This is a genomic window from Paenibacillus agilis (genome assembly GCF_007786455.1).
In the GTDB taxonomy this organism is placed as follows: Bacteria; Bacillota; Bacilli; order Paenibacillales; family Paenibacillaceae; genus Paenibacillus_B; species Paenibacillus_B agilis.
Map to the genome: position 1 here is coordinate 3,662,874 of NZ_VNJK01000001.1, position 25,067 is coordinate 3,687,940.

The 25,067-nt window shown below is 44.4% G+C and carries 21 protein-coding genes; 2 read left to right on the plus strand and 19 right to left on the minus strand.

All coding sequences use genetic code 11. The features are described 5' to 3' along the window. Positions 1 to 5: 5 nt before the first annotated feature. Both FPZ44_RS16255 and cymR read right to left on the minus strand, forming a co-directional pair. Positions 6 to 1,193, minus strand: a complete 1,188-nt coding sequence (locus FPZ44_RS16255) for a cysteine desulfurase family protein (RefSeq protein ID WP_335926129.1) — start codon at positions 1,191 to 1,193, stop codon at positions 6 to 8. A gap of 12 nt (positions 1,194 to 1,205) precedes the next feature. Continuing rightward, positions 1,206 to 1,625: a cysteine metabolism transcriptional regulator CymR gene (gene cymR / locus FPZ44_RS16260; protein WP_144991572.1), complete on the minus strand. Its 420-nt coding sequence runs from the start codon at positions 1,623 to 1,625 to the stop codon at positions 1,206 to 1,208. Positions 1,626 to 1,927: 302 nt separating this feature from the next. Here cymR and mnmA point away from each other — a divergent pair, with 302 nt between their 5' ends. Then, positions 1,928 to 3,049 (plus strand): tRNA 2-thiouridine(34) synthase MnmA, encoded by a 1,122-nt coding sequence (gene mnmA, locus FPZ44_RS16265; protein WP_144991573.1) that lies wholly within the window; start codon positions 1,928 to 1,930, stop codon positions 3,047 to 3,049. 194 nt (positions 3,050 to 3,243) lie between these two features. On the opposite strand, the gene FPZ44_RS16270 is transcribed toward mnmA, so the two are convergent. The 13 genes from FPZ44_RS16270 to FPZ44_RS16325 all read right to left on the minus strand — a co-directional run bounded on the left by FPZ44_RS16270 (position 3,244) and on the right by FPZ44_RS16325 (position 17,913). Continuing rightward, the gene (locus tag FPZ44_RS16270; RefSeq protein WP_144991574.1) at positions 3,244 to 4,533 is read right to left on the minus strand and encodes a hemolysin family protein; all 1,290 of its coding nucleotides are present in this window, start codon (positions 4,531 to 4,533) and stop codon (positions 3,244 to 3,246) included. Between the two features lie 282 nt (positions 4,534 to 4,815). Further along, positions 4,816 to 5,124 carry an ArsR/SmtB family transcription factor gene (locus FPZ44_RS16275; protein ID WP_028596051.1) on the minus strand — a complete coding sequence of 103 codons (309 nt, stop codon included), beginning with the start codon at positions 5,122 to 5,124 and terminating at the stop codon, positions 4,816 to 4,818. Positions 5,125 to 5,424: 300 nt separating this feature from the next. Next, a complete protein-coding gene (locus tag FPZ44_RS16280; RefSeq protein ID WP_144991575.1) occupies positions 5,425 to 5,790 on the minus strand; it encodes a fluoride efflux transporter FluC in 366 nt (121 codons plus the stop codon). Further along, positions 5,787 to 6,188 (minus strand): fluoride efflux transporter CrcB, encoded by a 402-nt coding sequence (gene crcB, locus FPZ44_RS16285; protein ID WP_144991576.1) that lies wholly within the window; start codon positions 6,186 to 6,188, stop codon positions 5,787 to 5,789. The genes FPZ44_RS16280 and crcB overlap by 4 nt, the downstream gene beginning before the upstream one ends. A 143-nt stretch (positions 6,189 to 6,331) precedes the next feature. Further along, a complete protein-coding gene (locus tag FPZ44_RS16290; RefSeq protein WP_472795714.1) occupies positions 6,332 to 7,639 on the minus strand; it encodes a replication-associated recombination protein A in 1,308 nt (435 codons plus the stop codon). Between the two features lie 193 nt (positions 7,640 to 7,832). Beyond that, the gene (locus FPZ44_RS16295; protein ID WP_144991577.1) at positions 7,833 to 8,588 is read right to left on the minus strand and encodes a tRNA threonylcarbamoyladenosine dehydratase; all 756 of its coding nucleotides are present in this window, start codon (positions 8,586 to 8,588) and stop codon (positions 7,833 to 7,835) included. A 210-nt stretch (positions 8,589 to 8,798) separates the two neighbouring features. Continuing rightward, on the minus strand, positions 8,799 to 10,613 hold the full coding sequence (aspS, locus tag FPZ44_RS16300; protein ID WP_144991578.1) for an aspartate--tRNA ligase: 1,815 nt from the start codon (positions 10,611 to 10,613) through the stop codon (positions 8,799 to 8,801). Between the two features lie 90 nt (positions 10,614 to 10,703). After that, the gene (gene hisS, locus FPZ44_RS16305; RefSeq protein ID WP_144991579.1) at positions 10,704 to 11,957 is read right to left on the minus strand and encodes a histidine--tRNA ligase; all 1,254 of its coding nucleotides are present in this window, start codon (positions 11,955 to 11,957) and stop codon (positions 10,704 to 10,706) included. A 606-nt stretch (positions 11,958 to 12,563) separates the two neighbouring features. Beyond that, positions 12,564 to 13,994 (minus strand): coproporphyrinogen III oxidase, encoded by a 1,431-nt coding sequence (locus FPZ44_RS16310; protein ID WP_418789182.1) that lies wholly within the window; start codon positions 13,992 to 13,994, stop codon positions 12,564 to 12,566. A 362-nt stretch (positions 13,995 to 14,356) separates the two neighbouring features. Then, the gene (locus FPZ44_RS16315; protein ID WP_144991581.1) at positions 14,357 to 14,779 is read right to left on the minus strand and encodes a flagellar basal body rod protein; all 423 of its coding nucleotides are present in this window, start codon (positions 14,777 to 14,779) and stop codon (positions 14,357 to 14,359) included. A gap of 147 nt (positions 14,780 to 14,926) precedes the next feature. After that, positions 14,927 to 15,073 (minus strand): hypothetical protein, encoded by a 147-nt coding sequence (locus FPZ44_RS26510; RefSeq protein ID WP_186786078.1) that lies wholly within the window; start codon positions 15,071 to 15,073, stop codon positions 14,927 to 14,929. Positions 15,074 to 15,144: 71 nt separating this feature from the next. Beyond that, complete coding sequence (dtd, locus tag FPZ44_RS16320; protein WP_144991582.1) at positions 15,145 to 15,594, minus strand: D-aminoacyl-tRNA deacylase; 450 nt, start codon at positions 15,592 to 15,594, stop codon at positions 15,145 to 15,147. Between the two features lie 123 nt (positions 15,595 to 15,717). After that, complete coding sequence (locus FPZ44_RS16325; RefSeq protein ID WP_144991583.1) at positions 15,718 to 17,913, minus strand: RelA/SpoT family protein; 2,196 nt, start codon at positions 17,911 to 17,913, stop codon at positions 15,718 to 15,720. Positions 17,914 to 18,210: 297 nt separating this feature from the next. Between FPZ44_RS16325 and uraA the strand changes: the two genes are divergently transcribed. Further along, positions 18,211 to 19,488 carry a uracil permease gene (gene uraA / locus FPZ44_RS16330; protein WP_144991584.1) on the plus strand — a complete coding sequence of 426 codons (1,278 nt, stop codon included), beginning with the start codon at positions 18,211 to 18,213 and terminating at the stop codon, positions 19,486 to 19,488. A 107-nt stretch (positions 19,489 to 19,595) separates the two neighbouring features. On the opposite strand, the gene FPZ44_RS16335 is transcribed toward uraA, so the two are convergent. The 4 genes from FPZ44_RS16335 to secD all read right to left on the minus strand — a co-directional run bounded on the left by FPZ44_RS16335 (position 19,596) and on the right by secD (position 24,983). Further along, positions 19,596 to 20,108 (minus strand): adenine phosphoribosyltransferase, encoded by a 513-nt coding sequence (locus tag FPZ44_RS16335; protein ID WP_144991585.1) that lies wholly within the window; start codon positions 20,106 to 20,108, stop codon positions 19,596 to 19,598. Between the two features lie 108 nt (positions 20,109 to 20,216). Further along, on the minus strand, positions 20,217 to 22,613 hold the full coding sequence (gene recJ, locus FPZ44_RS16340) for a single-stranded-DNA-specific exonuclease RecJ (RefSeq protein WP_144991586.1): 2,397 nt from the start codon (positions 22,611 to 22,613) through the stop codon (positions 20,217 to 20,219). Between the two features lie 185 nt (positions 22,614 to 22,798). Next, on the minus strand, positions 22,799 to 23,713 hold the full coding sequence (secF, locus tag FPZ44_RS16345; RefSeq protein WP_144991587.1) for a protein translocase subunit SecF: 915 nt from the start codon (positions 23,711 to 23,713) through the stop codon (positions 22,799 to 22,801). After that, positions 23,703 to 24,983 carry a protein translocase subunit SecD gene (gene secD / locus FPZ44_RS16350; protein ID WP_144991588.1) on the minus strand — a complete coding sequence of 427 codons (1,281 nt, stop codon included), beginning with the start codon at positions 24,981 to 24,983 and terminating at the stop codon, positions 23,703 to 23,705. The genes secF and secD overlap by 11 nt, the downstream gene beginning before the upstream one ends. Positions 24,984 to 25,067: the final 84 nt, after the last annotated feature.

Sequence of the window (25,067 nt, forward strand, 5' to 3'; positions counted from 1 at the left end):
ACAGCTTATCGGTTCGTTCTGCTGCGCAGACGTTCCGCAATTCCCTTTATTCGCTCAACGGCTTCGTGCGCTTGCTCTTTAGTATTGCCCAATCCAAAGCTAAACCGCACAGCCGTCTTCATTCGCTCAGGCTCAAGTTTCATTGCTTGCAGCACATGTGATACTTCCAAGGAGCCAGATGTACAAGCTGAGCCGCTGGCAGCCATTACGCCTGCCATGTCCAAATTCATTAACATCGTCTCAGTAGGGATATCCAACAAACTTACATTTAGAACATGAGGCAAACGTTCTGTAGGATGACCATTTAACACGACTCGATCTTGGAAGTACTGTTTAAGCTCCTCCCAAAACATATCCCGGATCGCAATAAGTTCTTCACGCTTGTCCGACAATTGACTGTATGAACGCTGAACAGCTTCAACAAACCCTGCAATGGCAGCTACATTTTCAGTTCCTGCACGACGTTTACGTTCCTGGCTTCCTCCATGAATTAACGGCTCCCACTGGACGCCTTGACGAGCGTACAACAACCCAATCCCTTTTGGACCATTTACCTTATGTGCAGAAAAGCTAGCGAAGTCTATTGGCAGCTCATGCAAGTTAAGCTCCATAGTCCCCAGCGCCTGCACCGCATCTGTATGCATGACAATGCCACGCTCACGTGCAAGTTGACCAATGGCTCCGATAGGCTGAAGCGTGCCAACTTCATTATTTCCGAGCATAACGCTTATTAAGCAAGTATGCGGTTCAATCGCGGCAGCAACCGCATCTCTGCTGATTTGGCCTTCATGATCGGGCTCTACTCTAGTAACCGAGAAGCCTAGACGCTCCAGCTGTTCGATCGGATGCAGCACAGCATGATGCTCAATCGTCGTCGTAATAATATGCGGCATAATTGAACTACCGTCACGTTTGGCTTTGAACCATGCCGCCCATGCAGCGCCAAATATAGCTGTATTGTTGCTCTCGCTGCCGCCACTCGTAAAAATAAGCTCTTGAGCCGAGCAGCCAAGCATAGCCGCAAACCGATCCCGAGCTTGATTAATAATTGCTCTTGCTTCTCTTCCTGATGCATGTACACTGGAAGGGTTTCCATAAATATGCGCCAAGCGCATCATCACATCACTTGCATCAGGATGCAGCGGTGTCGTAGCTGCATGATCTAAATAGATTCGCTCCATTTGTTCGTTCACTCCAAATGTCCCTTAAATATAGAACATATAGTTGTCTTGATTACCTTCACCTTTGAAGTTAATCAAGTCAGCCAGCATCGTCGTATCCATCACTTGTGCAATACTGTCTCGAATTCGCATCCATAAATCACGTTTTGCTGGATCGTCTTCTTCCGTAAAGTCCACTGGTGAAATTGGACCTTCCAACACACGAATGATCTCGCCTGCACTCAATGTTTCAGGCTCTCGTGCAAGTATGTATCCTCCATACGCACCACGAATACTTTTGACCAATCCTGCGTTGCGCAGTGGAGCAATTAATTGCTCTAAATAATGTTCAGATAGTTGATTTTTGTCAGCTATACTTTTCAAGGATGTTGGCCCTTCGCCATAGCTTTTAGCCAATTCCATCATAATTGTTAAGCCATAGCGGCCTTTGGTAGAAATTTTCATCGTAGCACCCCATCACTGGATTTGTAACTATTCATATACTTATTCATTGACCATTTCATGACGTTTAAATCATTGTATTCCTATAACGTCACCATGTATATGGTAACACAACTGGGTGTGCTGTGGTCAAATATATACAAGCTATTATGAAAAAATTTTACATATACAGAAAATGTGTATGAAACGACTATTTTTTTAGAAATGCCGCTAATCAGCACCATTTCGCGATAAAAGGACAATGTGTTACAATACGTGTATATATTTTTTACTTACAAATTGAAAGCAAAGACGGTGATTGTTCGATGGATGCAGCTAATGCTTCTACACGTGTCGTCGTCGGGATGTCCGGCGGCGTTGATTCATCGGTGACCGCCTTGCTCCTGAAGCAGCAAGGTTATGATGTCATCGGTATATTTATGAAAAACTGGGACGACACAGACGAGTTCGGAAATTGTACAGCAGAAGATGATGCAGAGGACGTTCGTCGCGTCTGTGACCATATTGGCATTCCATACTATACGGTTAACTTTGAGAAAGAATATTACGATAAAGTATTCTCCTATTTCTTAGATGAGTACCGCCGCGGTCGCACGCCTAACCCAGATGTAATGTGCAACCGTGAAATCAAATTCGGAGAGTTCCTACAAAAAGCGCTTGATCTTGGCGCAGATTATGTTGCGACAGGTCACTATGCTCGCGTTGTACAGGAAGATGGCCAATACAAATTGCTGCGCGGAGTAGACAATAACAAAGATCAAACGTATTTCTTAAATGCGCTGAACCAATCGCAATTGGCCCGTGCTATGTTCCCTATCGGACATCTGCCTAAGCCAGAAGTTCGTCGCATTGCTGAAGAACACGGCCTTGCTACGGCAAAGAAAAAAGATAGTACTGGCGTATGCTTCATCGGCGAACGTAACTTCAAGCAGTTCTTAAGCCAGTTCTTGCCGGCACAGCCAGGCAATATGGTCGATATTCGCAGCGGTGAAGTGAAAGGTCGCCATGATGGCCTTATGTACTACACACTCGGACAGCGACAAGGACTAGGAATTGGCGGTTCTGGGAATGGAGAGCCTTGGTTCGTAGCAGATAAGGATCTTGAGAAAAATATTCTTTATGTCATTCAAGGGGACAACCACCATAGCTTGTATTCCACTGGATTAGTTGCAACTGGCGTCAATTGGATTGCAGGCGACATACCTGAACACCCTGTACGCTGCACAGCTAAATTCCGCTACCGTCAGCCTGATCAAGAGGTTACCTTGACCAAGCAAGCAAACGGCAGTGTCCATATTGAGTTTGCTGTACACCAGCGCGCTATTACACCTGGACAAGCTGTTGTCTTCTATGATGGCGAGACTTGTTTAGGCGGCGGTACGATTGACCGCATTCACAAGTTGGAAGCTTCTCAAGCACAAGCATAAAAGCATATTAACGGTAGCTGTATCGTTGATGCCTTATTTAATAGCATAGCTAGAAACAAAATAAAAAAGCGGCATTCTTTTCTGCATAACGCAGAGGAGAATGCCGCTTTCCTATCGTATAAACCAATGCTAATAGTGCTAATAATTATTATAAGTTCACTATTCATCTATCTTCATTTCAAACAAATCTATCATCATGCTGTTGAAACGGACTCCAAAGATTGTTCGGGTGCTATCACCCTCCTTATGAGAAGCCTCGTAATACGGAGATGGTACGTTTCCTCAATAACAAACTCCCATCCCCCATCTGACATAATAACCTGACCTTTTTTCGGGGCATCTACTTGAGCATAAGCCCAGCCTCCGATTGTATCAAAATCATCTGAGGCAATGTCGACATTGAAGTAAGCTTTCACAGCATCAATCAACATCATGCCGTCAACCGAAAATACATGCTCATCACGCTTCACAATTTGAGGTAATTCTTCGTCGAACTCATCTTGAATTTCGCCTACAATCTCCTCCATAATGTCTTCAAGCGTAACTAGTCCCGCGGTACCGCCATACTCATCAATTAAGACAGCAATTTGCATGCGGTTCTTCTGCATCATCTTCATAAGCGCACTAATTGACATCGACTCAGGAACACTTAATATGGGGCGAATCACTTGATGGATATCATCAACATCATCCGAAACTTTGACCAAGTCCTTTAAATGAACAAAACCTATAATGTTATCCTTATCAGGATCGCATACTGGATACCGGGTATGCATTTCTTGGAAGGCTGTGTCTTTATTCTGCTCGAACGAATCACCTGTATACAAACAGACCATATCCGTTCTCGGAATCATAATTTCCCGTGCGTGCGTCTCGGAGAATTCAAAGATATTGTCCATTAAAGCAAGCTCTGTATTGTCAATAAGCCCACTCTTATGACTCTCTTTGACTAAAATGCGTATTTCCTCCTCCGTATGAGCGGAATTATGCTCGGATGCAAGCTCTACCCCAACAAGACGAAGCAGACGGCTCGAGATTCCATTTAACATCCAGATGAAGGGGTACATCAACTTATAGAATACCGTTAGCGGCATTGCAGCCCATAAAGTCACCTTCTCCGCATTACGAACAGCGAGGGACTTCGGCGCCACCTCACCCAATACGATATGAACAATCGTAATAAGCATAAAGGCAATCGCCGTCGCAATCGCGTGTATGACAAATGGAGTTGCTCCGATTGAACTTAGCGGCTCATACAGCAATCTTGCTACTGTATGCTCCCCAATCCAACCTAGACCAAGCGAAGCAATCGTAATGCCTAACTGACAAGCCGATAAATACGCATTCAGGTTGTCAGTCAAATGCCGGGCAAGTTTCGCCCTTGCATTTCCTCCCTGCGCGAGCGCATCGATCCGACTTCCCCGTACTTTAACCATCGCAAATTCCGCAGCAACGAAGAAGCCGTTCAACAATACCAGCAACATGACTAACAACAAACCCCATATTATGGGTAACGGGTCACTACTCAATAGACTTTCCTATCCACCTCCCATGACGTGGACAGGTGCACCTCCTCTAAATTGAAATGAACACTGCATCGCACCTAACATTATAAATCATCTGGCACAAGCGTCAAATCGAATTACACAAGCTTTACCATTCAAAAAGTAGGCTCGCAACACCTCCTGCAAGTGAATTAACACATATATATTCACTTTACGCCGCGTCCTATCCCAATAAATTGTGATGACTCGTACCTAAGACTGTTACTCTTCTGAAGCGTAACGAATTGCTTCCTGCAATAGCCCGATAATATGTTCATCATCACAGGAATAAAGCATATTTTGTCCTTCTCTCCGATATCTCACGAAGCGGTAAGCACGCAGCGTTTTAAGTTGGTGAGACACCGCTGATTGAGATAATTGTAAAGCATCCGCAATTTGATTGACCGCACACTCTTCGTTTGCGAGCAGCGTAAGAATACGAATTCTAGTTGGGTCACCCAACGCTTTAAACGTTTGTGACACACGTTCCAACACTTCAGGCCCCCAGGCCTTCTCCTGCAATAGTTCCATCGTTCACGACTCCTATTCTGATCATATATGTATTGTGCCTCAATTGATCCCCAACTGCAAACTACGACAACGACTTATAGATACAGCAGGTTTATTTATAGGGTGTCCGATGTTGTCTGAACATATCCGCATACTTGGACAACGAAAATTTATACATTTATAAATATAAGTTAAACAATCATCTGTTCATTTATTCAATTACAACAGAAAAAGTTTTATCTGCCCTTTTAAGTAAATAAAATAAACCCATTCGGCAAGTAAGAAACAATCCCTATCCGTGATTTATTCAAGTACAGTACACTACAATATTGCTTTCCCAGCAGCAAGCCCTATTGCAGCAACAACAGTTGTTGCTATTGCTGTAATAAGGATATACATCAAGAAATTAAAGTAATTTCGATTAAGCCATAGTGTAAGCGCTTCTACTCCGAAAGTAGAAAAGGTTGTGAATGCTCCACAGAATCCTATCGCCAATAGTTGAACCAGAAATCCAGGTAATATCGATGCGCAGCCCATAATGAATCCTAACAAAAATGAACCTGTCACGTTAATAATCCATGTAGGCCAAGATATTGCCTGGGAGAAGCGCTGTCCAAGCCAAGCACCGACCGTATACCGCAGCCATGCGCCTGCTGCCCCGCCAAAGGCTACCCATAGCAAACTCATTCTTGTACCTCCCCTGATCTATTCTGCATTCCATAACGATATCCTGCTGCTGCGGCTCCAATTCCAAGCACAATCGTCAGCACCTGATAGATTACAGCTGTAAGCAACCGATTCATTTGAATGAGTTGGACCGTTTCGAGCGCGAATGTGGAGTATGTCGTGAACGCCCCTGTTAATCCAGGACCAATAAATGTTCTCCAATATGGAGACAGTTTCTGCTTGCATCCTACATTAGCAGTGAACCAACCAAGAAACGCTGCCCCGATGACGTTAATAAATAATGTGGCATATGGAAAACTGATCGTGCTATCAAATGGATGGAGCAAACTTATGCCATACCGCAGCAATGCACCAATCATGCCTCCAACTGCCGCTGCTATCCCCATTGCCTTTATCATCCGAACAACGCTCCTTGGTTAGATGCTACTGCAGATTAATTTATATTTACAGCCTCATTGAATAAATTACATATCAAGGTATAAGTAATCCAATTATCAACTTGTGACCTGCGATTCATCTAGATTTATTATTACTTATTAAATTACTTATTTCTGCGCAGCTGCTGGTTTATTTTCATCTTCGCTTCTGTACCTTGCTCAGTAGCACTGAAAAAGATACGATTTCGAATCGAGTCAGGCAAATATTGCTGTTCTACGTAATGCCCAGGGTAATCATGCGGATACATATAACCTTTGTGCCCTAATTTGTCTGCACCTTTGTAATGAGTATCTCGCAAATGAAGGGGCACATCGGCTGACTTTACTTCGTCCATTGCCATGCTAATTCGCTGCAGGGCGACAGGTATCGAGTTCGACTTCGGACTTTCGACAGCAAATAATATTGCCTGGGCAATAATATACTTCGATTCCGGCCAACCAATACGATGATAAGCCTCCAACGCACTTACTGCCTGAACCATTGCTTGCGGATTGGCCAAGCCAATATCCTCACTGCAAGCCACAGTTAGTCTTCTTAGAAACGTCATCGGGTCCATACCAAGCTTATCTACTGCGTACATGAACCAGAACAATGCTGCATCACTTGAACCACGTATGCTTTTATGAAAAGCCGACAATACATCATACTGCGTAGATTCATCTGCTTGCACGATCGGTTGGCGGACAGACTCCTCTGCCACTTGCAAATCAACGTGAACAGTCCCATCTGACTGCGGTGTCGTCGTCATTGCTGCCAGATCCAGAGCATTCAATGCGCGACGAATGTCACCATTCGCCATAGAGGCAATATGCTGAAGCGCATCCGCATCGACTTCCAAGGGCATAAAGCCTAGACCGCGTTCACGATCCTGCATCGCGTGCTTCATGGCAATAATACAGTGCTCCGCTTGCAGCGGTCGAAGCTGGAACAGCGTAGATCGGCTGATTAAAGCTCCATTCACATGATGAAATGGATTCTCTGTTGTCGCCCCAATAAAAATAATCGTTCCCTTCTCCACGGCGGGAAGCAATGCATCTTGTTGAGAACGATTAAAGCGATGCACTTCATCTAAAAATAAAGTCGTCTTTGTACCGTATAACGTTTTGTTGCTCTCTGCCTTCTCAATAACTGCTCGAACATCTTTAACCGAAGCATCTACCGCATTCAAACGCACAAATTCACCTTGCGTCCTCTCTGCTATAATGTTGGCAAGTGTCGTCTTACCGCATCCCGGCGGTCCATACAATAGGATGGACGAAACTCGATCCGCTTCAATCGCGCGTCGCAGCAAGCGATTAGGGCCGATAATATGTTCCTGTCCTACGTATTCATCCAGCGTCCGCGGCCGCATCCTATCCGCTAATAGGCGCATAGTCGGTTGTTGTTCTTCATGCATGCTGAATAAATCCACGTTGTCCCTCTTCTCCGTTTCAAATTCTTAACTTGTATTTTATCATAGATATATCATGTACTCTACTCAATAAGAATGCATGTTCTTATTTTTGTAATTATTAAATAAAAATCCCTTTCTGTTAAGCATTGACCAAAATGGACAACACCGAGTACCAGAAAGGGAATCTTCGAACTTTTATAAATGCTTACATCTATGAAGGATACTCTACTGTTTTTAGCAAATCCTTAATAACTTCACTTACCATAATTAATCCTGCTACAGGAGGTACAAACGCATTGCTTGCCGGTGGCTGTTTTACTTTACGACGGTCAGGTGCGTTTTCAGGAACAATTTTCTCCGTAACATCTACACGAGGTTTCATTGGCTCTTCCGTTGAGAAGACGACCTTCACCCCTTTTTTGATTCCTTCTTTGCGAAGTTTCTGACGAATAACACGTGCAATTGGATCAACCGTCGTCTTGGAGATATCCGTAACTTGGAAGCGTGATGGATCCATCTTATTCGCAGCACCCATGCTTGAAATAAGTGGGATTTTACGTTGCAAGCATTCTTTGATCAAGTGAATTTTGTATACAATCGTATCAGATGCATCAACAACATAATCCAACTCGTATTTAAACAGCTCCTCATACGTCTCTTCCGTATAGAACATGTTCAATGCAATTGCGTCACAGTCTGGATTAATCAGTTTAATGCGGTCGCGCATGAGCTCAGCTTTTTTCTGACCTACAGTCGTCGTTAAAGCATGAATTTGGCGATTCAGGTTCGTAATATCTACAACATCTTTATCGATCATAATAATGCGGCCAACCCCTGTACGCGCTAGCGCTTCCGCAGCAATGGAACCTACGCCGCCAATACCTAGAACAGCTACCGTGCTGTTCTTCATCTTTTCGATACCTTCAGGACCGATAGCCAATTCCGTACGTGAAAAAGCATTCAGCATAAGAAATACCTCCTCTATCTACTCATCATTCACATGTTTTCATTCGCTTTAAACACATAACAATCTCCCTCAAACAGCCAAACCATAAGGCCGCATAGAGGGAGATTGAGTTATATCTGTATACATGGTGCGAAGCTTTGTTAATCGTACTAGCTTAGATTATCACTAGCTCACACCGATGCAATTCATTACAATAGCAATTTTTTAAAACTACTCCGTTTCAGAAGCAGCTGCAGCTTGCTCTTCGGCTGCCTTTTCTTTCTTCTTCACTGTAGTCTTGATGCTCAACTGGTGCAATTGCGCAAAGTCAACTTCGCTCGGTGCATTAACCATCAAGTCAGTTGCACTTGCCGTTTTAGGGAATGCAATCGTCTCACGCAAGTTCGTAGCGCCAGCCAATAGCATAACAAGACGGTCGAAGCCGAATGCAACACCGCCATGTGGAGGTGTACCATATTCGAACGCGTTCAGCAAGAAGCCGAATTGCTCTTGTGCCTCTTCAGGAGAGAATCCAAGTGCTTGGAACATCTTCTCTTGCACTTCACGCTTGTAAATACGCATCGAACCGCCACCAACTTCGTACCCGTTCAATACAAGGTCATAAGCTTGTGCACGAATTTGACCTGGGTCTGTATCGAAGAATGGAACGTCTTCTTCGATTGGACGTGTGAATGGATGATGCTCTGCTACATAGCGTTTCGCTTCTTCATCGTAGCCAAGCAATGGGAAGTCCACAACCCAAGCAAACTTGTATTTGCTGTCGTCGATAAGACCAAGACGACGACCGATATGCAGACGCAAGTTGCCAAGCACGTCAGCTACTACTTTCTTCGTATCTGCAGAGAAGAGCAACAAGTCGCCTTCTTCTGCTCCAAGACGCTCGCGAAGCGCTTCGATTTCCTGCTCGTTGAAGAATTTCACGATTGGTCCTTTGAATTCTCCGTCTTTCACTTGAATCCAAGCCAAACCTTTCGCTCCGTAGCGTGCTGCGTATGGTCCAAGATCGTCGATCTCTTTACGGCTCCATGTGCCGCAGCCTTTCGCGTTCAAACATTTCACTGCGCCACCCTTTTCAATGACGGAAGCAAATACTTTAACACCGGACTCAGCAACGATATCCGCTACATCAACCAACTCTAGGCCAAAACGAAGGTCTGGCTTGTCAGAGCCGTACTTATCCATAGCATCCTTATACGTAATACGCTGGAATGGTGTTGGGATGTCCGCACCAACTGTTTCTTTGAACAAGCGAACCATAAGGTTCTCCATCATTTCAAGAAGCTGATCTTGCGTCAAGAACGAAGTCTCGATATCCACTTGCGTGAACTCTGGCTGACGGTCAGCACGCAAGTCTTCGTCGCGGAAGCAACGTGCAATTTGGTAGTAACGCTCAAGTCCAGATACCATCAATAGCTGTTTAAAAATTTGCGGCGATTGCGGCAAAGCATAGAATTCACCTGGATGCACACGGCTTGGTACCAAGTAGTCACGCGCACCTTCTGGCGTACTCTTCGTTAAGATTGGTGTCTCAACTTCGATGAACTCTTGCTCGTCAAGGAAATCACGGAAAATCTTAGCTGCTTTAGAACGCATCTTAAGCGTCTTCTGCATCTCCGGACGGCGAAGATCCAAATAACGATACTTCAAGCGCAAAGACTCATCGATCTCAATCCCATCTTCAATAAAGAATGGAGGATTTTTCGCTGCGTTCAATACTTCAATCTCTGTAACACGTACTTCTACTTGACCTGTAGGCAAGTTCGAGTTTACCGTTTCTGCATCACGTTGAACGACTTCACCGCGAACAGCAAGAACGTACTCGTTACGCACTTTATCACCGATCTCAAGCGCTTCTTTAGAGAAATCTGGGTTAAATACGATTTGTACAAGACCGCTGCGGTCACGCAAATCTACGAACAATACTCCACCCAAGTCACGACGGCGTTGTACCCAACCGTTCAATGTAACTGTTTCACCAATGTTTGCAGTTGTTAATGTACCGCATTGATGCGTTTTACCTAACATAATAGCCACCTCAAATTATATAATGTAAAGCTGTTGATATCACTTGTTATAGCGCATACTTCAGTACTTCATGTACTTTCATGCCCTTCATTACTTCGTTGATTTCAGTACGTCGACTAGCTGTTCAATCTTCACGAACTGCTGCTCGCCAGTTTGCAAATCTTTTAATGCAATTTCACCGCGCTCAAGCTCGTCATCGCCCAAAATAGCAGCATAACGCGCCTTCATTCGGTCAGCAGACTTCATCATCGCCTTCATCTTACGGCCTTGATAGTCTTTTTCACCAGACAAGCCATTGACACGCAAAGTATGAAGCAGCTTCGTCGTCTCCTGCTCTGCCTTTTCACCTAAAGCAACCAAATACACATCTAGTGGAGGAGCTTGCTTAATCGCTACTTCTTGCTTCTCCAGCAATAAGACGATACGCTCCATTCCAATACCGAAGCCGATACCAGGCTGTTCAGGTCCGCCAATATCTGCAACTAGACCGTTGTAGCGCCCACCGCCACCAACCGTATCGATTGCACCGATACCTTGCGCCTTATATTCGAACGCTGTGTGCGTGTAGTAGTCGAGTCCACGCACCATACGATGATTCACTTCATAATCAATGCCCATTGCATCCAAGTGCCCCTTCACTTTCGTGAAGTGTGTCGCACATTCTTCATCCAAACTGTCAAGAATAGATGGAGCACCTTTGAACTTGTCTTGGTCAACTTTGCAGTCAAGTACCCGCAGCGGATTACGCTCCATACGGGACTGGCAGTCTTTACACAATGTTTCTTTCATTGGCATCAAGAAATCAAGTAATTTTTGACGATAAGCAGCACGGCTTGCTGCATTACCGACCGAGTTGATTTCTACTTTTACACCGCTCAAGCCGACTTCTTTCATAAACTGGTAGCCAAGTGCAATAATTTCAGCATCCAAGCTAGAATCTACAGCACCGAACGCCTCTACACCGAACTGATGAAATTGACGATAACGTCCTGCTTGCGGACGCTCATAACGGAACATTGGTGCAATGTAGTAAAGCTTCGTTAGGTCTGGCTCACCATACAATTTGTTCTCTACATAAGCACGAACGACACCTGCTGTATTTTCTGGACGGAGCGTCATGCTGCGATTGCCCTTGTCTACAAATGTGTACATCTCTTTTTCTACGATGTCTGTCGTATCACCAACTCCGCGTTTAAACAATTCTGTTTGCTCAAAAATCGGTGTACGAATCTCTTTGTAATTGAAGCGACGGCACAAGTCACGAACCGTTTCTTCGACACTTTGCCAAATCTCTACCGTACCAGGAAGTAAGTCCTGTGTACCTGTCGGCTTCTGGAATGCCATACTTCTCACCCTCCTATATGCATAAAAAAACTCCCGTCCCGCGCTGCATCAAAACAACGCATAGGGACGAGAGATTGGTTGTGTCCATTCACCCGTGGTGCCACCCACATTCCGGAAAGCTTGATCATGTTCTGAACCATGATCCTGTCAGCTAATTCCGCTTCATTCGCGTATAACGTCCGCTCCACGCCTAACGGCTACCGCTGACATCACCTACTACGAGCAACATACTCATAACAGAAATGCGTTTCGCCGTCGGTTCTCGGGGGTGTCATTCATTCGTCCTGCGCCAAGACCCTTCCAGCCAAGGGGTCTCTCTCTGATAACGAGGGTGCCGAATTACTTGTTCCCGTCATTGAATCTCAACTATAAGTGTATTACACAGATGCACTACACTTCGATATATAAAGAACATTGTAATAACCGATACGATGAAAGTCAAGCTTCTGAGCGTGGAAATAAAGGAACAAGAAAAAAACCTGCACCAATGTGCAGGTTATCAATAAGATATATTCTTAAAAGGGGGTCATGTGTTTAGTATAGGCCCGCTACATTAAAGGAACATGAAACAATGATTACAAACATATTACAATTTAGAAAGCGCTTTTAGAACATATCTTTCATCATGTCGATCTTCTTCTGAGTAACTTCTATATAGTTATCATTGTACACTTTCGGCTCTTTCGGGTTCGCATAACGTGTAATCTCCCCAGTAACAGGATGTACCCACTTTGTTGTTGCTCCGCAGCCTAAGCCTACTATCGATTGAATTTCTTCGATAATCAAAATGTTATACAAACTCTCCATTCCAGGTAAAGCATAACCGACGTTTTCGAGATTCCCCAAAATATTTTTTTGTCGATACAAGTAATAAGGCTCGTAGCCGTGATCATCTGTCCAGTCGCTCGCCGCCTGCATCATTGCACCGATCTCTTCCCGTCCTGCTACTTTGAATTTCTCCTCACCGCGATGCTTTGTCATCTCAGACGCGCGCTTGAACGACAATGTATGCACGGTAAGTGATTCTGGCATAAGCTTCTGCGTTTCACTTAACGTATGTTGGAATTCAGGCAGCCCTTCACCAGGCAAACCGATAATGAGATCCATATTGATGTTATTCATGCCCATTTCCCTAGCAAGCTGATATTTATCAATTGTCTCTTCGACACTGTGATGACGGCCTATAATATCGAGCGTCTCCTGTGTGTAGGACTGTGGATTGATGCTAATCCGATCAATGCCCCATTTATCAAGTACAGACAGCTTCTCTGGCGTAATCGTATCTGGACGGCCTGCCTCCACCGTAATTTCACGAACTTGCCCCACATTAGGGAACGACTCATACACTTCTTCGTAGAGCATATCCATCTCTTCAGCAGTAATGCTGGTTGGTGTGCCCCCGCCAAAATAAATCGTTGTAATCCGGACGCCTCGCTCTTTCAGGAAACGGCCGACCTCTCGAATCTCGTAATGCAAGCCGCCAAGAAAAGAATCAACAGAGCCTTGACGTCCATTAATGTCATAAGCAGGGAACGTACAATAAGCACATTTTGTTGGGCAAAAAGGAATGCCGATGTAAATGCTCAATTCCTTTTGCAATTGATCCAGATCAGGCAACGCTGTTAACTGACGGTCAACAATTCGTTCCATCAGTGCAATTTTTTCATCTGTAATTAAATAGTCTTCCTTAAGCATCTGCCGTGCTTCCTCACTAGAAAGACCACGGCGACGAGCATCATGTCTCAGCTTTGTTGGGCGAACACCCGTCAATATACCCCACGGCTGCTCCAAACCGCTCCACTCTGTCATCAATGCAAGCATGGCGTGACTTAAACCGTTTTTCACCTGTTTGCGATATTGCTCATAGCTTGAACCTGCTTCGACACAACGTTCATGATTCGTCGTATAAATTTGAAGCTGCCCATCTGCATCTCGGGTGACCATTTTCCCCTTCAACTGCAGATAACGAGTCTCCTTAATCGATTCGCCAATTTCTAACTCACCTGCATCATCATGTATGGATAGCATAATACCCATTTCATAAGCGTCCTTCTCTACGATGCCGACAAGTTGCTCCTCATCTGCAGACAGCGAATAATCCACTTGCGGCTGCTCCACATATAACTGTATTAGATGGACGAGCGAGCGCTCAAAAGCCGCCTCGTTCGCACTTAACCATACGCGCATGTAATCCTCCTGATTGTTGTTGCCTGTACAAAAGATGTAACTTTTGCAAAAATAAAAGGTAAGCAGTCTGTAGGGCAGAAGCTCAACTCTGACTACTATTAATAACAATAATGCACAATAAAATACGCGCTCATCAAATGAGCGCGTATTTTATATTCGAACCGTATTGTATCACAAGTAGTAATGATAATCGAGCCCTCTACTAAGAAATGCTACTCCACATATGCACCTTGACGACGAAGAAGCTTGAGCGCTTCGATATAATGGTTTGAATCCAGCTTGATGGAAATGACATAGCTTAAATCATTAGGTGCTTGCTCACGTTCTTCTGAAAAACGTTCATCCTCAACAATTCCAGGCACCTGTCCATCACTCTGTTCAGCTTGTTCAGCCCCATCATCCTTGTTGATAACAACACCTACACCCGATCCTGCAGGATGCATCGCATTGCCTCCTGCATAGTTGACTCCACCCGGATTAGAAGAAATAGGTGCCAACAGCAGCTGTCCTTGTCCAAATGGCTCTTCAAGGCGACCAATCTCAATGTGCTGTTGTTGTATCCCTAAACTTATGAGAGGAATACGCAGCGATTCTGCTTCATTCTCTGTTCGCGTATAAGCTTGTATATGTTTCATCTTCTGTCACCTCTTTGTATTCGAATAGCGGGCAATATTTCTGCACGTTGCTTATTCTCTAATACCCATAAGATAACAAAGCTGAAACGACGATATAACACAATCAAATCAAGCTTATCACTTTTCACTTTGACTGCTACTTATTTGTTAACGCCGATGATTAGGCTGTTCCCTTCTAGATTGAACCGCCATCGGATCAGCATCTACTAATTGATTGACCTGCTCTTTAAGCAGCCCGCCTGCAGTCATTGCCTGACTATACTGAATCGCTAATTGCTGTAATGAGTGTCGCATCCAATCCGCTCCTATATTTATGATGTAACTAGAAGTTAGTATGCGTAATTGAACGACTCTGCTATACATGCTTAGGAACGAGTTGGGCTATCAAGTAGAAGAGTGACTGGCCCCCAGTTCGTAAACGTTACATCCATATTGGCACCAAATACTCCGGTTTCTACTTGGAGCCCATGGCTGCGCAGCCGCTGATTGAACTGTTCATACAATAACTCTGCCTTTTCAGGACGCGCTGCCGAAGTAAAACTCGGACGCTTACCGCTGCGGCAATCTCCATATAAGGTAAACTGTGACACAGACAATATAGAACCTTGAATATCCTGCACAGATAAATTCATTTTTTCCGCTTCATCTTCAAAAATTCGCAGTCCTGCTATTTTATCAGCCAACCAATTCACATCCTGCTCTGTATCCTCATGGGTTACTCCTACTAGTAGCATCAGTCCACGGTCAATTTGGCCAACCACCTGCTCGTCCACCACTACTTTCGCTTCCTTCGAACGCTGTACAACAACTCTCATCAGCCTTATCCCTCCGTATATATAGATAGAGCCACCCCAATTGGGGCGGCCCAGCTCAATAATTTGAATGAACGTAACTTTCTTATATGAATCAAGCGTTCGACTGAGCGTAACAGACTCGTTCTAGTTCATGATCCGCTGCACGGTATAGACGTCTTTTACACGCTTAATCTTCTCTACAACGGACTGTAAATGCTCCGTGTTGCGAATCAATACCGTCATATGAATCATAGCCAGCTTGTTCTTATCCGAACGACCCGATACAGCTGCAATGTTTGTCTTGCTTTCAGAAACGATTTGCAGCACTTCGTTCAAGAAGCCACGACGATCCATACCGGTAATTTCGATATCGACGCTGTAATTCGCCTCAATGGATTCTTCCCATTCCACTGCGATAATACGAGCTGCTTCTTCCCCTTCCATCTCTTTGCGAAGGTTTAAACAGTCTGTTCGGTGAACCGATACGCCACGACCACGTGTAACATAGCCGACGATGTCATCTCCAGGAACAGGATTGCAGCAGCGTGCAAAGCGAATCAACATATTGTCAACGCCTTTGACGCGAACCCCGTTCGTCGGTCTCGGCTTCCGCTCGGATTCCCGCCTCACTTCTTTCACGTCTTTGCCCAATTCAATTTGGGCTGCTTCTTCTGCTTCTTTACGCAGCTTCTCAGTGATCTTCGTACATACTTGTGCAGCCGTCAAGCCGCTAAAGCCTACAGCAGACAACATATCTTCCGTGTCGTTGAAATTAAACTTTTTAGCTGCTTCCAACAACTTATCTTCGCTCATCCACACTTGGGAATCCAATGACATTCGCTTCAGCTCACGCTCAATGAGATCGCGGCCCTTTTGTACATTTTCTTCCCGCTTCTCTTTCTTGAACCATTGCTTAATCTTCGTCCGTGCATGAGACGATTGTGCAATCTTAATCCAGTCCGCACTTGGTCCATAAGAGTGTTTGGAAGTCAAAATTTCAATAATATCGCCCGTCTTCAGCTGATGGTCAAGTGGAACGATACGCCCATTTACCTTAGCACCAATCGTACGGTTACCTACCTCCGTATGAATGCGGTAAGCAAAATCAAGCGGTACAGAACCACTAGGCAGCTCAATGACTTCGCCTTTAGGCGTGAATACGAATACTAGGTCAGAGAAGAAGTCCATCTTCAATGTTTCCACAAATTCGCTTGCATCCTTTGTCTCCTGTTGGAGATCGAGGATTTCACGCAGGAACGTCATCTTCTCCTCAAAGCTGCCCCCGACAGAAAGTGCAGCATTGCTTCCGCTTCCTTCTTTATAAGCCCAGTGAGCAGCGATACCGTATTCAGCTGTACGATGCATGTCCCATGTACGGATTTGAACTTCAGTCGGCTCCCCAGTTGGGCCAACTACCGTTGTATGCAGGGATTGATACATATTCGCCTTCGGCATAGCAATATAATCTTTGAACCTGCCAGGCATAGGCTTCCATAGAGTATGGATAATGCCCAGTGTCGCGTAGCAATCCTTAATATTGTCAACTAAGATTCGAATCGCAAGCAAATCATAAATTTCATTGAATTGCTTGTTTCTCATCGACATTTTCTTATACACACTATATATGTGCTTCGGTCGTCCAGACAGATCCGCTTCGATTCCCATCTCATTCAGCTTTTCATTAATCCGCACGATAACATCTTCGATGTACTGCTCGCGTTCAGCACGCTTCTTATGCATTAGGTTAGCAATGCGATAATACTGCTGCGGATTTAAGTAGCGAAGAGCAATGTCCTCCATCTCCCACTTAATAGCGGAAATACCAAGACGATGTGCAATCGGGCAAAAAATCTCCATGGTCTCATAAGCAATACGTCGCTGACTCTCTTCAGATTGGAACTTCAACGTTCGCATATTATGAAGACGGTCTGCTAGTTTAATTACAATCACTCGGATGTCATTGGCCATCGCGACGAACATTTTGCGATAATTCTCGTTTTGCTGCTCTTCTTTAGAACGGAATTGGATCCGCTCTAACTTTGTCAGACCATCAACGAGCATCGCACAAGTCTCGCCAAACTGTTCGCGTATTTCATCAAGGGATACAGAAGTATCCTCAACGACATCATGAAGCAGCGCAGCCACAACAGAGGTAGGATCCATCTGCATGCCTACGACAATTTCCGCTACAGCTATCGGATGTAAAATATAAGGTTCTCCTGATTTACGCACCTGCCCGTAATGTGCCTGATCCGCAAATTCATACGCTTCACGAATCCGTTTCAAATCCGGTTCTTTCATATAGGCAGAAGCCTTATTAATTAAATGGTCGATGCCCATAGGACTCGTCTCGATTCCTTTCTATCCGGGAAAACTTGGTTAACCCAGCCCTGTTTACAGATTATCCTATAATTATGCCTTTGAACCGTAGTGGCGTCAATGGTCAACCACAGTTGAAAATCATCCTTTTTGTCAAACAATGTCGAAATCTGAGTTAGTATATGGAAAAATAGAAGTGGGTGTTATATTTTTTGACATGAACTTGCAAAATATACTTGCTTTCTACGCCCACTGCGATGTAAATTATATAGTTAGAATTTATCAAGAAATGAACGATATTAAAGGAGTGCATAGGCATTGCAACGCGAAATCCAAGTGTTGGATAAACCACCATTATTACCGGGACTTATGCTTAGTTTACAGCATTTGTTCGCCATGTTCGGATCGACCGTACTCGTTCCAAACATTTTCAAAGTTGATCCAGGTATTGTTTTACTTATGAACGGTCTGGGCACATTGCTTTACCTTATTCTATGCCGAGGACTTATTCCCGCTTATCTTGGCTCTAGCTTTGCCTTTATTTCTCCAGTAACCGTTGTATTAGCTGGAAAAGCTGAGAACTACCCACAAGCACTTGGTGCCTTTATCGTATGCGGCCTTGTATTCGTTGTTGTCGCTCTAATTGTAAAATGGATCGGCACACGCTGGCTGGATGTATTATTCCCACCCGCAGCCATGGGAGCTATCGTAGCGGTTATTGGTTTGGAACTTATCCCTGTTGCAGCAGATATGGCTGACTTCATTCCTGGCCAAGACGGAGTCATTAATCCTGCGAACGTGCAACTAGCACTTCTTACGTTAGGTGTTACGGTAATTGGAACAGTAATGTTTCGCGGCTTCCTAAAAATTATTCCAGTTCTAATCGGAATTGTTACTGGTTATGTGGCTGCTTACTTTATGGGCGTAGTAAATATGGATAGTGTTGCAAATGCACCCTTCTTCAAAATGCCAACATTTACGTACCCTGAATTTAATATGACAGCAATCCTTATCGTATTGCCTGCGGCACTTGTCGTCATCGTAGAACATGTCGGTCACCTTATGGTTACAAGCAACATTGTCGGCAGTGACCTATCCAAGAAGCCAGGACTTCATCGCTCTTTACTTGGTAACGGTATCTCCACTATTTTTTCTGGATTTTTGGGGTCAACACCAAATACGACTTACGGTGAAAATATCGGCGTAATGGCCTTGACACGTGTATATTCTGTCTATGTTATTGGGGGCGCGGCCATTATTGCGATAGTAATGTCATTCTTCGGAAAAGTATCAGCAGTCATCGCCAACATTCCACCCGCAGTTATGGGCGGTGTATCACTGCTATTGTTCGGTATCATTGCTGCATCTGGCTTCCGAATTTTGATTGAATCCAAAGTAAACCTCGGTAATCCAAAAGACATGCTGCTCACAACGCTTGTTATTGTCATCGGAATTAGCCATGTATCATTGAAAATTGGAGCTGTGGAGCTTAAAGGAATGGCGTTGGCGACTGTACTCGCAATCGTGTTGAACCTATTCTTCATCATTATTGAAAAGCTTGGACTTTCGAACGACAAGGAGCCAGCTTCACATTAATCTTTACGAAATCCAAAAGAACCTTCGACCCACTTCTTCGTGGATTGAAGGTTCTTTTGTTTATTACACATCATATGACGTAAGGCGAAGCCAAACGTTGATTACGATTAATAAGTAACAAGAGAGTGTACATCTACACCTTTAAGCTTTTCACGGCCATCCAAATAGCCAAGCTCGATAAGGAATGCTGCACCAACAACTACTCCGCCCAATTGCTCAATCATTTCGATTGTAGCCGCAATTGTTCCGCCTGTCGCCAATAGGTCATCAGCAATCAATACTTTTTGACCTGGTTGAATCGAGTCGCGGTGAATCGCAAGCTTGTCTTTTCCGTATTCCTTGCCATAGTCCGCTTCCACCGTGTTACCTGGAAGTTTGCCGCTTTTACGGATCGGTACGAAGCCTTTACCCATCATTAGAGCAAGTGGAGCACCGATTACGAAACCGCGAGCTTCTGGACCAGCGATCAAATCGATCTCTTTATCTTCTACCATTTTTTGAATGGATTCAATCGCCTCACGATAAACATCACCGTCTTTTAGCAATGTTGTAATGTCTTTGAAGCGAATGCCCGGCTCTGGAAAGTCCGGAATAACACGAATATACTCTTTGAAATCCACGAGAGTTCCTCCTTGACGATTAATCAGCAAGCTGATTAACAAATGTTCATAATCATAATAGCAATAACCTCAGCTATCGAAGAGGGATTTCATATAACCCTATCTATTTCACGCAGTTGACACCTGTTGAGACTTCTTGTTGTCCCAAAGTGACAAAAGCCGTTCTGCCAACTGCTCAGAGGCTGCTTCATTCCACAATGACTCCCAGCGACTTATCGTATCCCATCGCTTGTAATGCTCGGATGATTCCAATGACGCCTTCTGCGGCTTCTCCACAATTTCATAAGTGCCGCCAGCTGCATGCTCACTAAACGTAACGAAACCTAATTCTGCGAATACGTCCATCAAGTATTCCCACTCACGTGGAGATAGTCCTGACTTGCGAGCTAACGAAACTCGTGTTCCATCATCATTAAGCCATGTTCCCAACTGTTTGCATGCTGCAAAGGCAGGAATAATCCGTTCACGAGCAGGTGGTCTGACTTCCTTTTCACTAGGTCGACGATTCAATATAACATGAATTCGTTCCACATGCGAGAAACGATTTGCCCATTGTTCCCAAACCGATGGATGATCAGGTATCGAGCTAATAATAAGATCTTGTATTTTTGCATCATCAGTAGGTTGCCCATCTGCCATGCTAGTCCATCTTACAAAGGTCTCACCTGCATACACCGTCGCCTCTTCAGGAGTGGTCAACCATGCAACAGGGCCTCGCCCTAAAGATTCAAGCTTGCGCGCCAGTTCAACCGCTGCCACGACAGACTCCTTTGTACCTCGAAGATCAATAAGCTGGACATGATTAATACGAATATCTTTAAGCATTAACTGTGGGCGGCGCGAACCGTTCCACTCATTAACTGACAACTCACCCAAAACATCCACTTGAGCAAGCGGTGAGATGATATCTGCTAGCTCTCCCCGCTGAAAAGCCACCGCATCCAATGTAGCACGGTCTTGCGATAACATCAACTTCAAATGTTGGCCTTCTTTTCCCATTGTTCGCTTATCTTGTATAGAAGCATCGCGAATAACGATTCGAGGCTGCGGGTTTCCCATACCAAATGGCTCTAAATGGCTTAGTTCATCTATAACCTGAAGCGGTACCTCTTTCAGCGTACATACCGCATCAACATCCGTACAAGGCACAAAATGTTCAGGTGTTAGCTGTGATTCCGCAATGAGCTGCATTTTTTGTTCCAGCTCTTCAAGCTTATCAAACGCAATCGTCATTCCTGCAGCTGCATGATGCCCGCCATAATGTTCAAAGAGATCCGCACAGGCTGTCATTGCTCCATACAAATCAAAACCGTCAATGGAACGGGCTGAACCTTTACAGAGTCCTTTTTCGGAATCAATCCCTAAAATAAAAGTAGGGCGATAATAACGATCTACCAGTTTAGATGCTACGATCCCAATAACACCGACATTCCATTCTTCGTTAGCCAATACGATGACAGAAGGAACTTCCCCCCCATTTGCCTCCATTTTAGCGGCCATTTGTTTTTCAGCTTCTTTGACAGTTAAGTCAACAATCTTTTGACGTTCCTTGTTCAGACTGTCTAGCTCTTCTGCCAATATTTTGGCTTCCGCCAAATCATCCGCAATGAGCAGTTTAACTGCCAACTCAGCATGCGCTAAACGTCCGCTAGCATTAATGCGCGGCGCCATCGAGAACGCAATATTGGTAGCCACAAGCTGATTGCAATCTACGCCTCCAATGTCCAACAACGCTTGGATGCCTGGGTAGCTTGTTCGTTTCATTCGTTTTAAAGCTTCACGGACGATTACACGGTTTTCTCCTACCAATGGCATCAAGTCTGCAACTGTACCAATGGCAGCAATTTCGAGCAAATGCGCTGGCACTTTGCCTAATAAAGCATGCGCAAGCTTAAATGCAACGCCGACACCCGCCAATCCTTTGAATGGATACGAACAAGTTGGAAGCTTCGGATTGACTAATGTATAGGCTTCTGGCAATAAAGCTGGCGGTTCATGATGATCGGTGACAACGACATCAATCCCAAGCTGCTTCGCATAAGCAATCTGTTCAACAGCACTGATCCCAGTATCGACTGTTATGATTAAGCTAACACCTTGATCTTTAGCTAGATCAAGTGCAGCATTGTTCAAACCATAGCCTTCATTCGCCCGATGCGGGATATAATAATCAAAATGAGCCCCTAACTCTCTCATAACGAAAACCATTAGCGATGTACTGGAAACACCATCTGCATCATAGTCCCCGTATATTCGAATATGCTCCTTCTGTTCTACCGCTCGATGAATACGCTCTACAGCTTCCTTCATTCCGGCTAACAGATAAGGATCATGAACAGCCTCCAAATCGTCATATAGGAAACGTTGAACACCGTCTCCATCTTCGATGCCTCGAACGATTAGCAGCTTGGCTAGAAGCGGAGAAATACCTGCTTCTGCAGCTAGCTGTTCCGCTTTATGTTCTGACACTTCTGCACAGCGCCAACGAGTTCGTGATTGAAGCATACCATTCTCCTTTAACATTCATTTGGCGTTAACTTTGAAGCTAACACGCTCCTCATTTAACACATCTGAGCCGCGTCTAGGAAGACGCGGCTCAGCTACAGATGGAAGCTATAATGAACATACCGACACAACATCTTACCTGTGCTCAGTGTGTGCATCAAGCACCAATACTACACATATGTTGATTATACTTCTTGCGGCTTGCGATTGTTAGGCTTTTTATCGCCTGCACGTTCGCGAAGCACGACCCACAAAGGGCTAGCAATAAAGATCGAAGAGTATGCACCGAATGCCAAACCGATTACGATTGCCAACGAGAACATACGGATAGACTCACTACCAAAGATGAGTAGACATAATGCCGTGACTAGAACGGTAAGCATGGTGTTAATCGTTCGTGTAAGCGTCTGGTTAACACTTGAATTAACCAATTTATCTAGATCACTGCGATTACGAAGCTTCGCAAAACGAAGGTTCTCCCGGATACGGTCAAAGATAACGATAGTATCATTGATCGAGAAACCGATAATCGTTAATACCGCAATAATAAACGGAAGGTTAACCTCCAAATTGAAAATGGAGAACACACTGATAACCATAAACGCGTCGTGCAACAAAGCAACGATCGCCGCAATCGCGAATCTCCATTCAAAGCGAATACTCACGTAAATGATAATACCGATAGAAGCAATCAGTACGGAGTAAATCGCATTTCGCTGAAGTTCACGAGCAATTTCTACATCTACGATATTCACTTCAATCGAGGATCCAGGAGAGAGTTTCTCAATATCTTTCTTCAGTTGTGATTCCTCTGTGTCTGTAAGTACCTCTGTGAATCGGATTGCCATACGCTCACTGCCCTCTGTAATTACAGGAGGCTTCTCGAGTTTATAACCGGCTAAAGCTTGTTCCATTTGCTGCTTACTTATTGGTTTCTTCAAGGTGATGTCGACATTTGTACCAGAGCTAAAGTCAACCCCGTAGTTCAATCCGCGGAACGCTAATGTTCCAACACCAAGAAGTGTAATGACGATCGAAAAAATGAAGAAGAACTTACTTACCTTCATAAAATCGAAATTGTAATTAGTCTTAAAGTTCACGGATTTCACTCTCCTTCACACCAAAGTAAGACGGCTTGTTGAGCTTATTGCTTCTCACAAGCAGTTGCAAGAATATGCGAGAGAGGAATACGTTTGTGAAAATACTAATAACGACCGTGAGCATCATGATGAATGCGAAGCCTTTAACTTGGCTTTCGCCCAAAGCGTACATAACACCACCAGCGATGATCGTTGTGACGTTAGCGTCAAGAATCGTACGGAACGAGCTCTTGGAACCCGCTTTTACTGCAGAAGAAACGGATTTCCCTGCACGCATTTCTTCCCGAATACGCTCGTACGTAATAATATTCGCATCCACAGCCATACCAAGACCTAGTACAAACGCCGCAATACCTGGCAAGGTAAGCGTCGTGTCTGACAGCCAAAATACAACGAAATGAAGCCAAATAAATAGAATCAAGGAGAAGCTAGCAATAATACCAGGCATACGGTAGTAAATTAACATAAAGACCAATACCAATACGGTACCAATGACTCCGGCTTTAATCGTTTGATTCAGTGAAAGCTGGCCTAGGGAAGCTGATACACTCTGCGTGTACTTCTCTGTCAGCTTAAGCGGCAAGGAGCCTAGGTTAATCGTGTCTTTAAGCTCACTTGCTTCTTCTTGGCTACCCTGTCCAGTAATCGTAGCTTCTGTTCCCGTAATTGGGAAATCCACTCTTGGTGCAGAGATCATTTTGTCATCCATGAAGATAGCTAAATGATTACGTGCTTGAGCCGGATCAGGATTATTTAGCTTAGACAGTCTTGTCGTAATTTCTCCGAACTTCTGACCATCTTTTAGTTTAATTGCGACAACAGGTCTTCTCAAATCATCAGAAATGACCGAAGCGCCGCCTTCAACAAAGTCCGTTCCCTTTAATTCAACTTTACAAAAATCCGTTGGGCTTTTACATCCATCGGAGCTGCGGAACGTAAGGACAGCTGGACTTTTCAGTTTCTTACGAACGGTTTCCTCGTCCTGAACGTCTGCCAATTTAACGCGAATTCGGTTTGAGCCTTCCGTTGTTATCTCAGGCTCACTTGTTCCTGTTGAATTAATACGTTTCTCCAAACTTTTAGCGGTCTGTACGAGCGCATCTGGAGTTACCTTCCCACCTGGTTCAAGAGGTGAAGCTTCATATAGAATTTCGAAGCCGCCCTTCAAATCTAGACCAAGGTGAATCTTGTTGAGGATCGTAGGGCTCGTCCAAATAATAACACCAAGCGATACGACCACGATGAACAAGAACGTCATCACCCTTTTCATATCGTCCCCATTCCCCTTTCATGTTCAATATTCCTATTATATCGACGGTCAAAAAACGAGTCAATTTTTCCTTCATCGCCTTAG

Coding starts and splice junctions, on each gene's coding strand:
- FPZ44_RS16295 (WP_144991577.1), bottom strand. CDS start 8,588: ATGCTGAATGCTTTTTCACGTACGGAATTGGCTATCGGTCCTGAAGGT.
- cymR (WP_144991572.1), bottom strand. CDS start 1,625: ATGAAAATTTCTACCAAAGGCCGCTATGGCTTAACAATTATGATGGAA.
- FPZ44_RS16280 (WP_144991575.1), bottom strand. CDS start 5,790: ATGAGTTTGCTATGGGTAGCCTTTGGCGGGGCAGCAGGCGCATGGCTG.
- recJ (WP_144991586.1), bottom strand. CDS start 22,613: ATGCTTCAATCACGAACTCGTTGGCGCTGTGCAGAAGTGTCAGAACAT.
- FPZ44_RS16275 (WP_028596051.1), bottom strand. CDS start 5,124: ATGGAACTATTGCAGGAGAAGGCCTGGGGGCCTGAAGTGTTGGAACGT.
- FPZ44_RS16270 (WP_144991574.1), bottom strand. CDS start 4,533: ATGTTGCTGGTATTGTTGAACGGCTTCTTCGTTGCTGCGGAATTTGCG.
- FPZ44_RS16310 (WP_418789182.1), bottom strand. CDS start 13,994: ATGGGTATTATGCTATCCATACATGATGATGCAGGTGAGTTAGAAATT.
- dtd (WP_144991582.1), bottom strand. CDS start 15,594: ATGAGAGTTGTTGTACAGCGTTCGAAGGAAGCGAAAGTAGTGGTGGAC.
- hisS (WP_144991579.1), bottom strand. CDS start 11,957: ATGGCATTCCAGAAGCCGACAGGTACACAGGACTTACTTCCTGGTACG.
- FPZ44_RS26510 (WP_186786078.1), bottom strand. CDS start 15,073: ATGCGACACTCATTACAGCAATTAGCGATTCAGTATAGTCAGGCAATG.
- aspS (WP_144991578.1), bottom strand. CDS start 10,613: ATGTTAGGTAAAACGCATCAATGCGGTACATTAACAACTGCAAACATT.
- secD (WP_144991588.1), bottom strand. CDS start 24,983: ATGAAAAGGGTGATGACGTTCTTGTTCATCGTGGTCGTATCGCTTGGT.
- FPZ44_RS16315 (WP_144991581.1), bottom strand. CDS start 14,779: ATGAAACATATACAAGCTTATACGCGAACAGAGAATGAAGCAGAATCG.
- mnmA (WP_144991573.1), top strand. CDS start 1,928: ATGGATGCAGCTAATGCTTCTACACGTGTCGTCGTCGGGATGTCCGGC.
- crcB (WP_144991576.1), bottom strand. CDS start 6,188: ATGATAAAGGCAATGGGGATAGCAGCGGCAGTTGGAGGCATGATTGGT.
- FPZ44_RS16325 (WP_144991583.1), bottom strand. CDS start 17,913: ATGGGCATCGACCATTTAATTAATAAGGCTTCTGCCTATATGAAAGAA.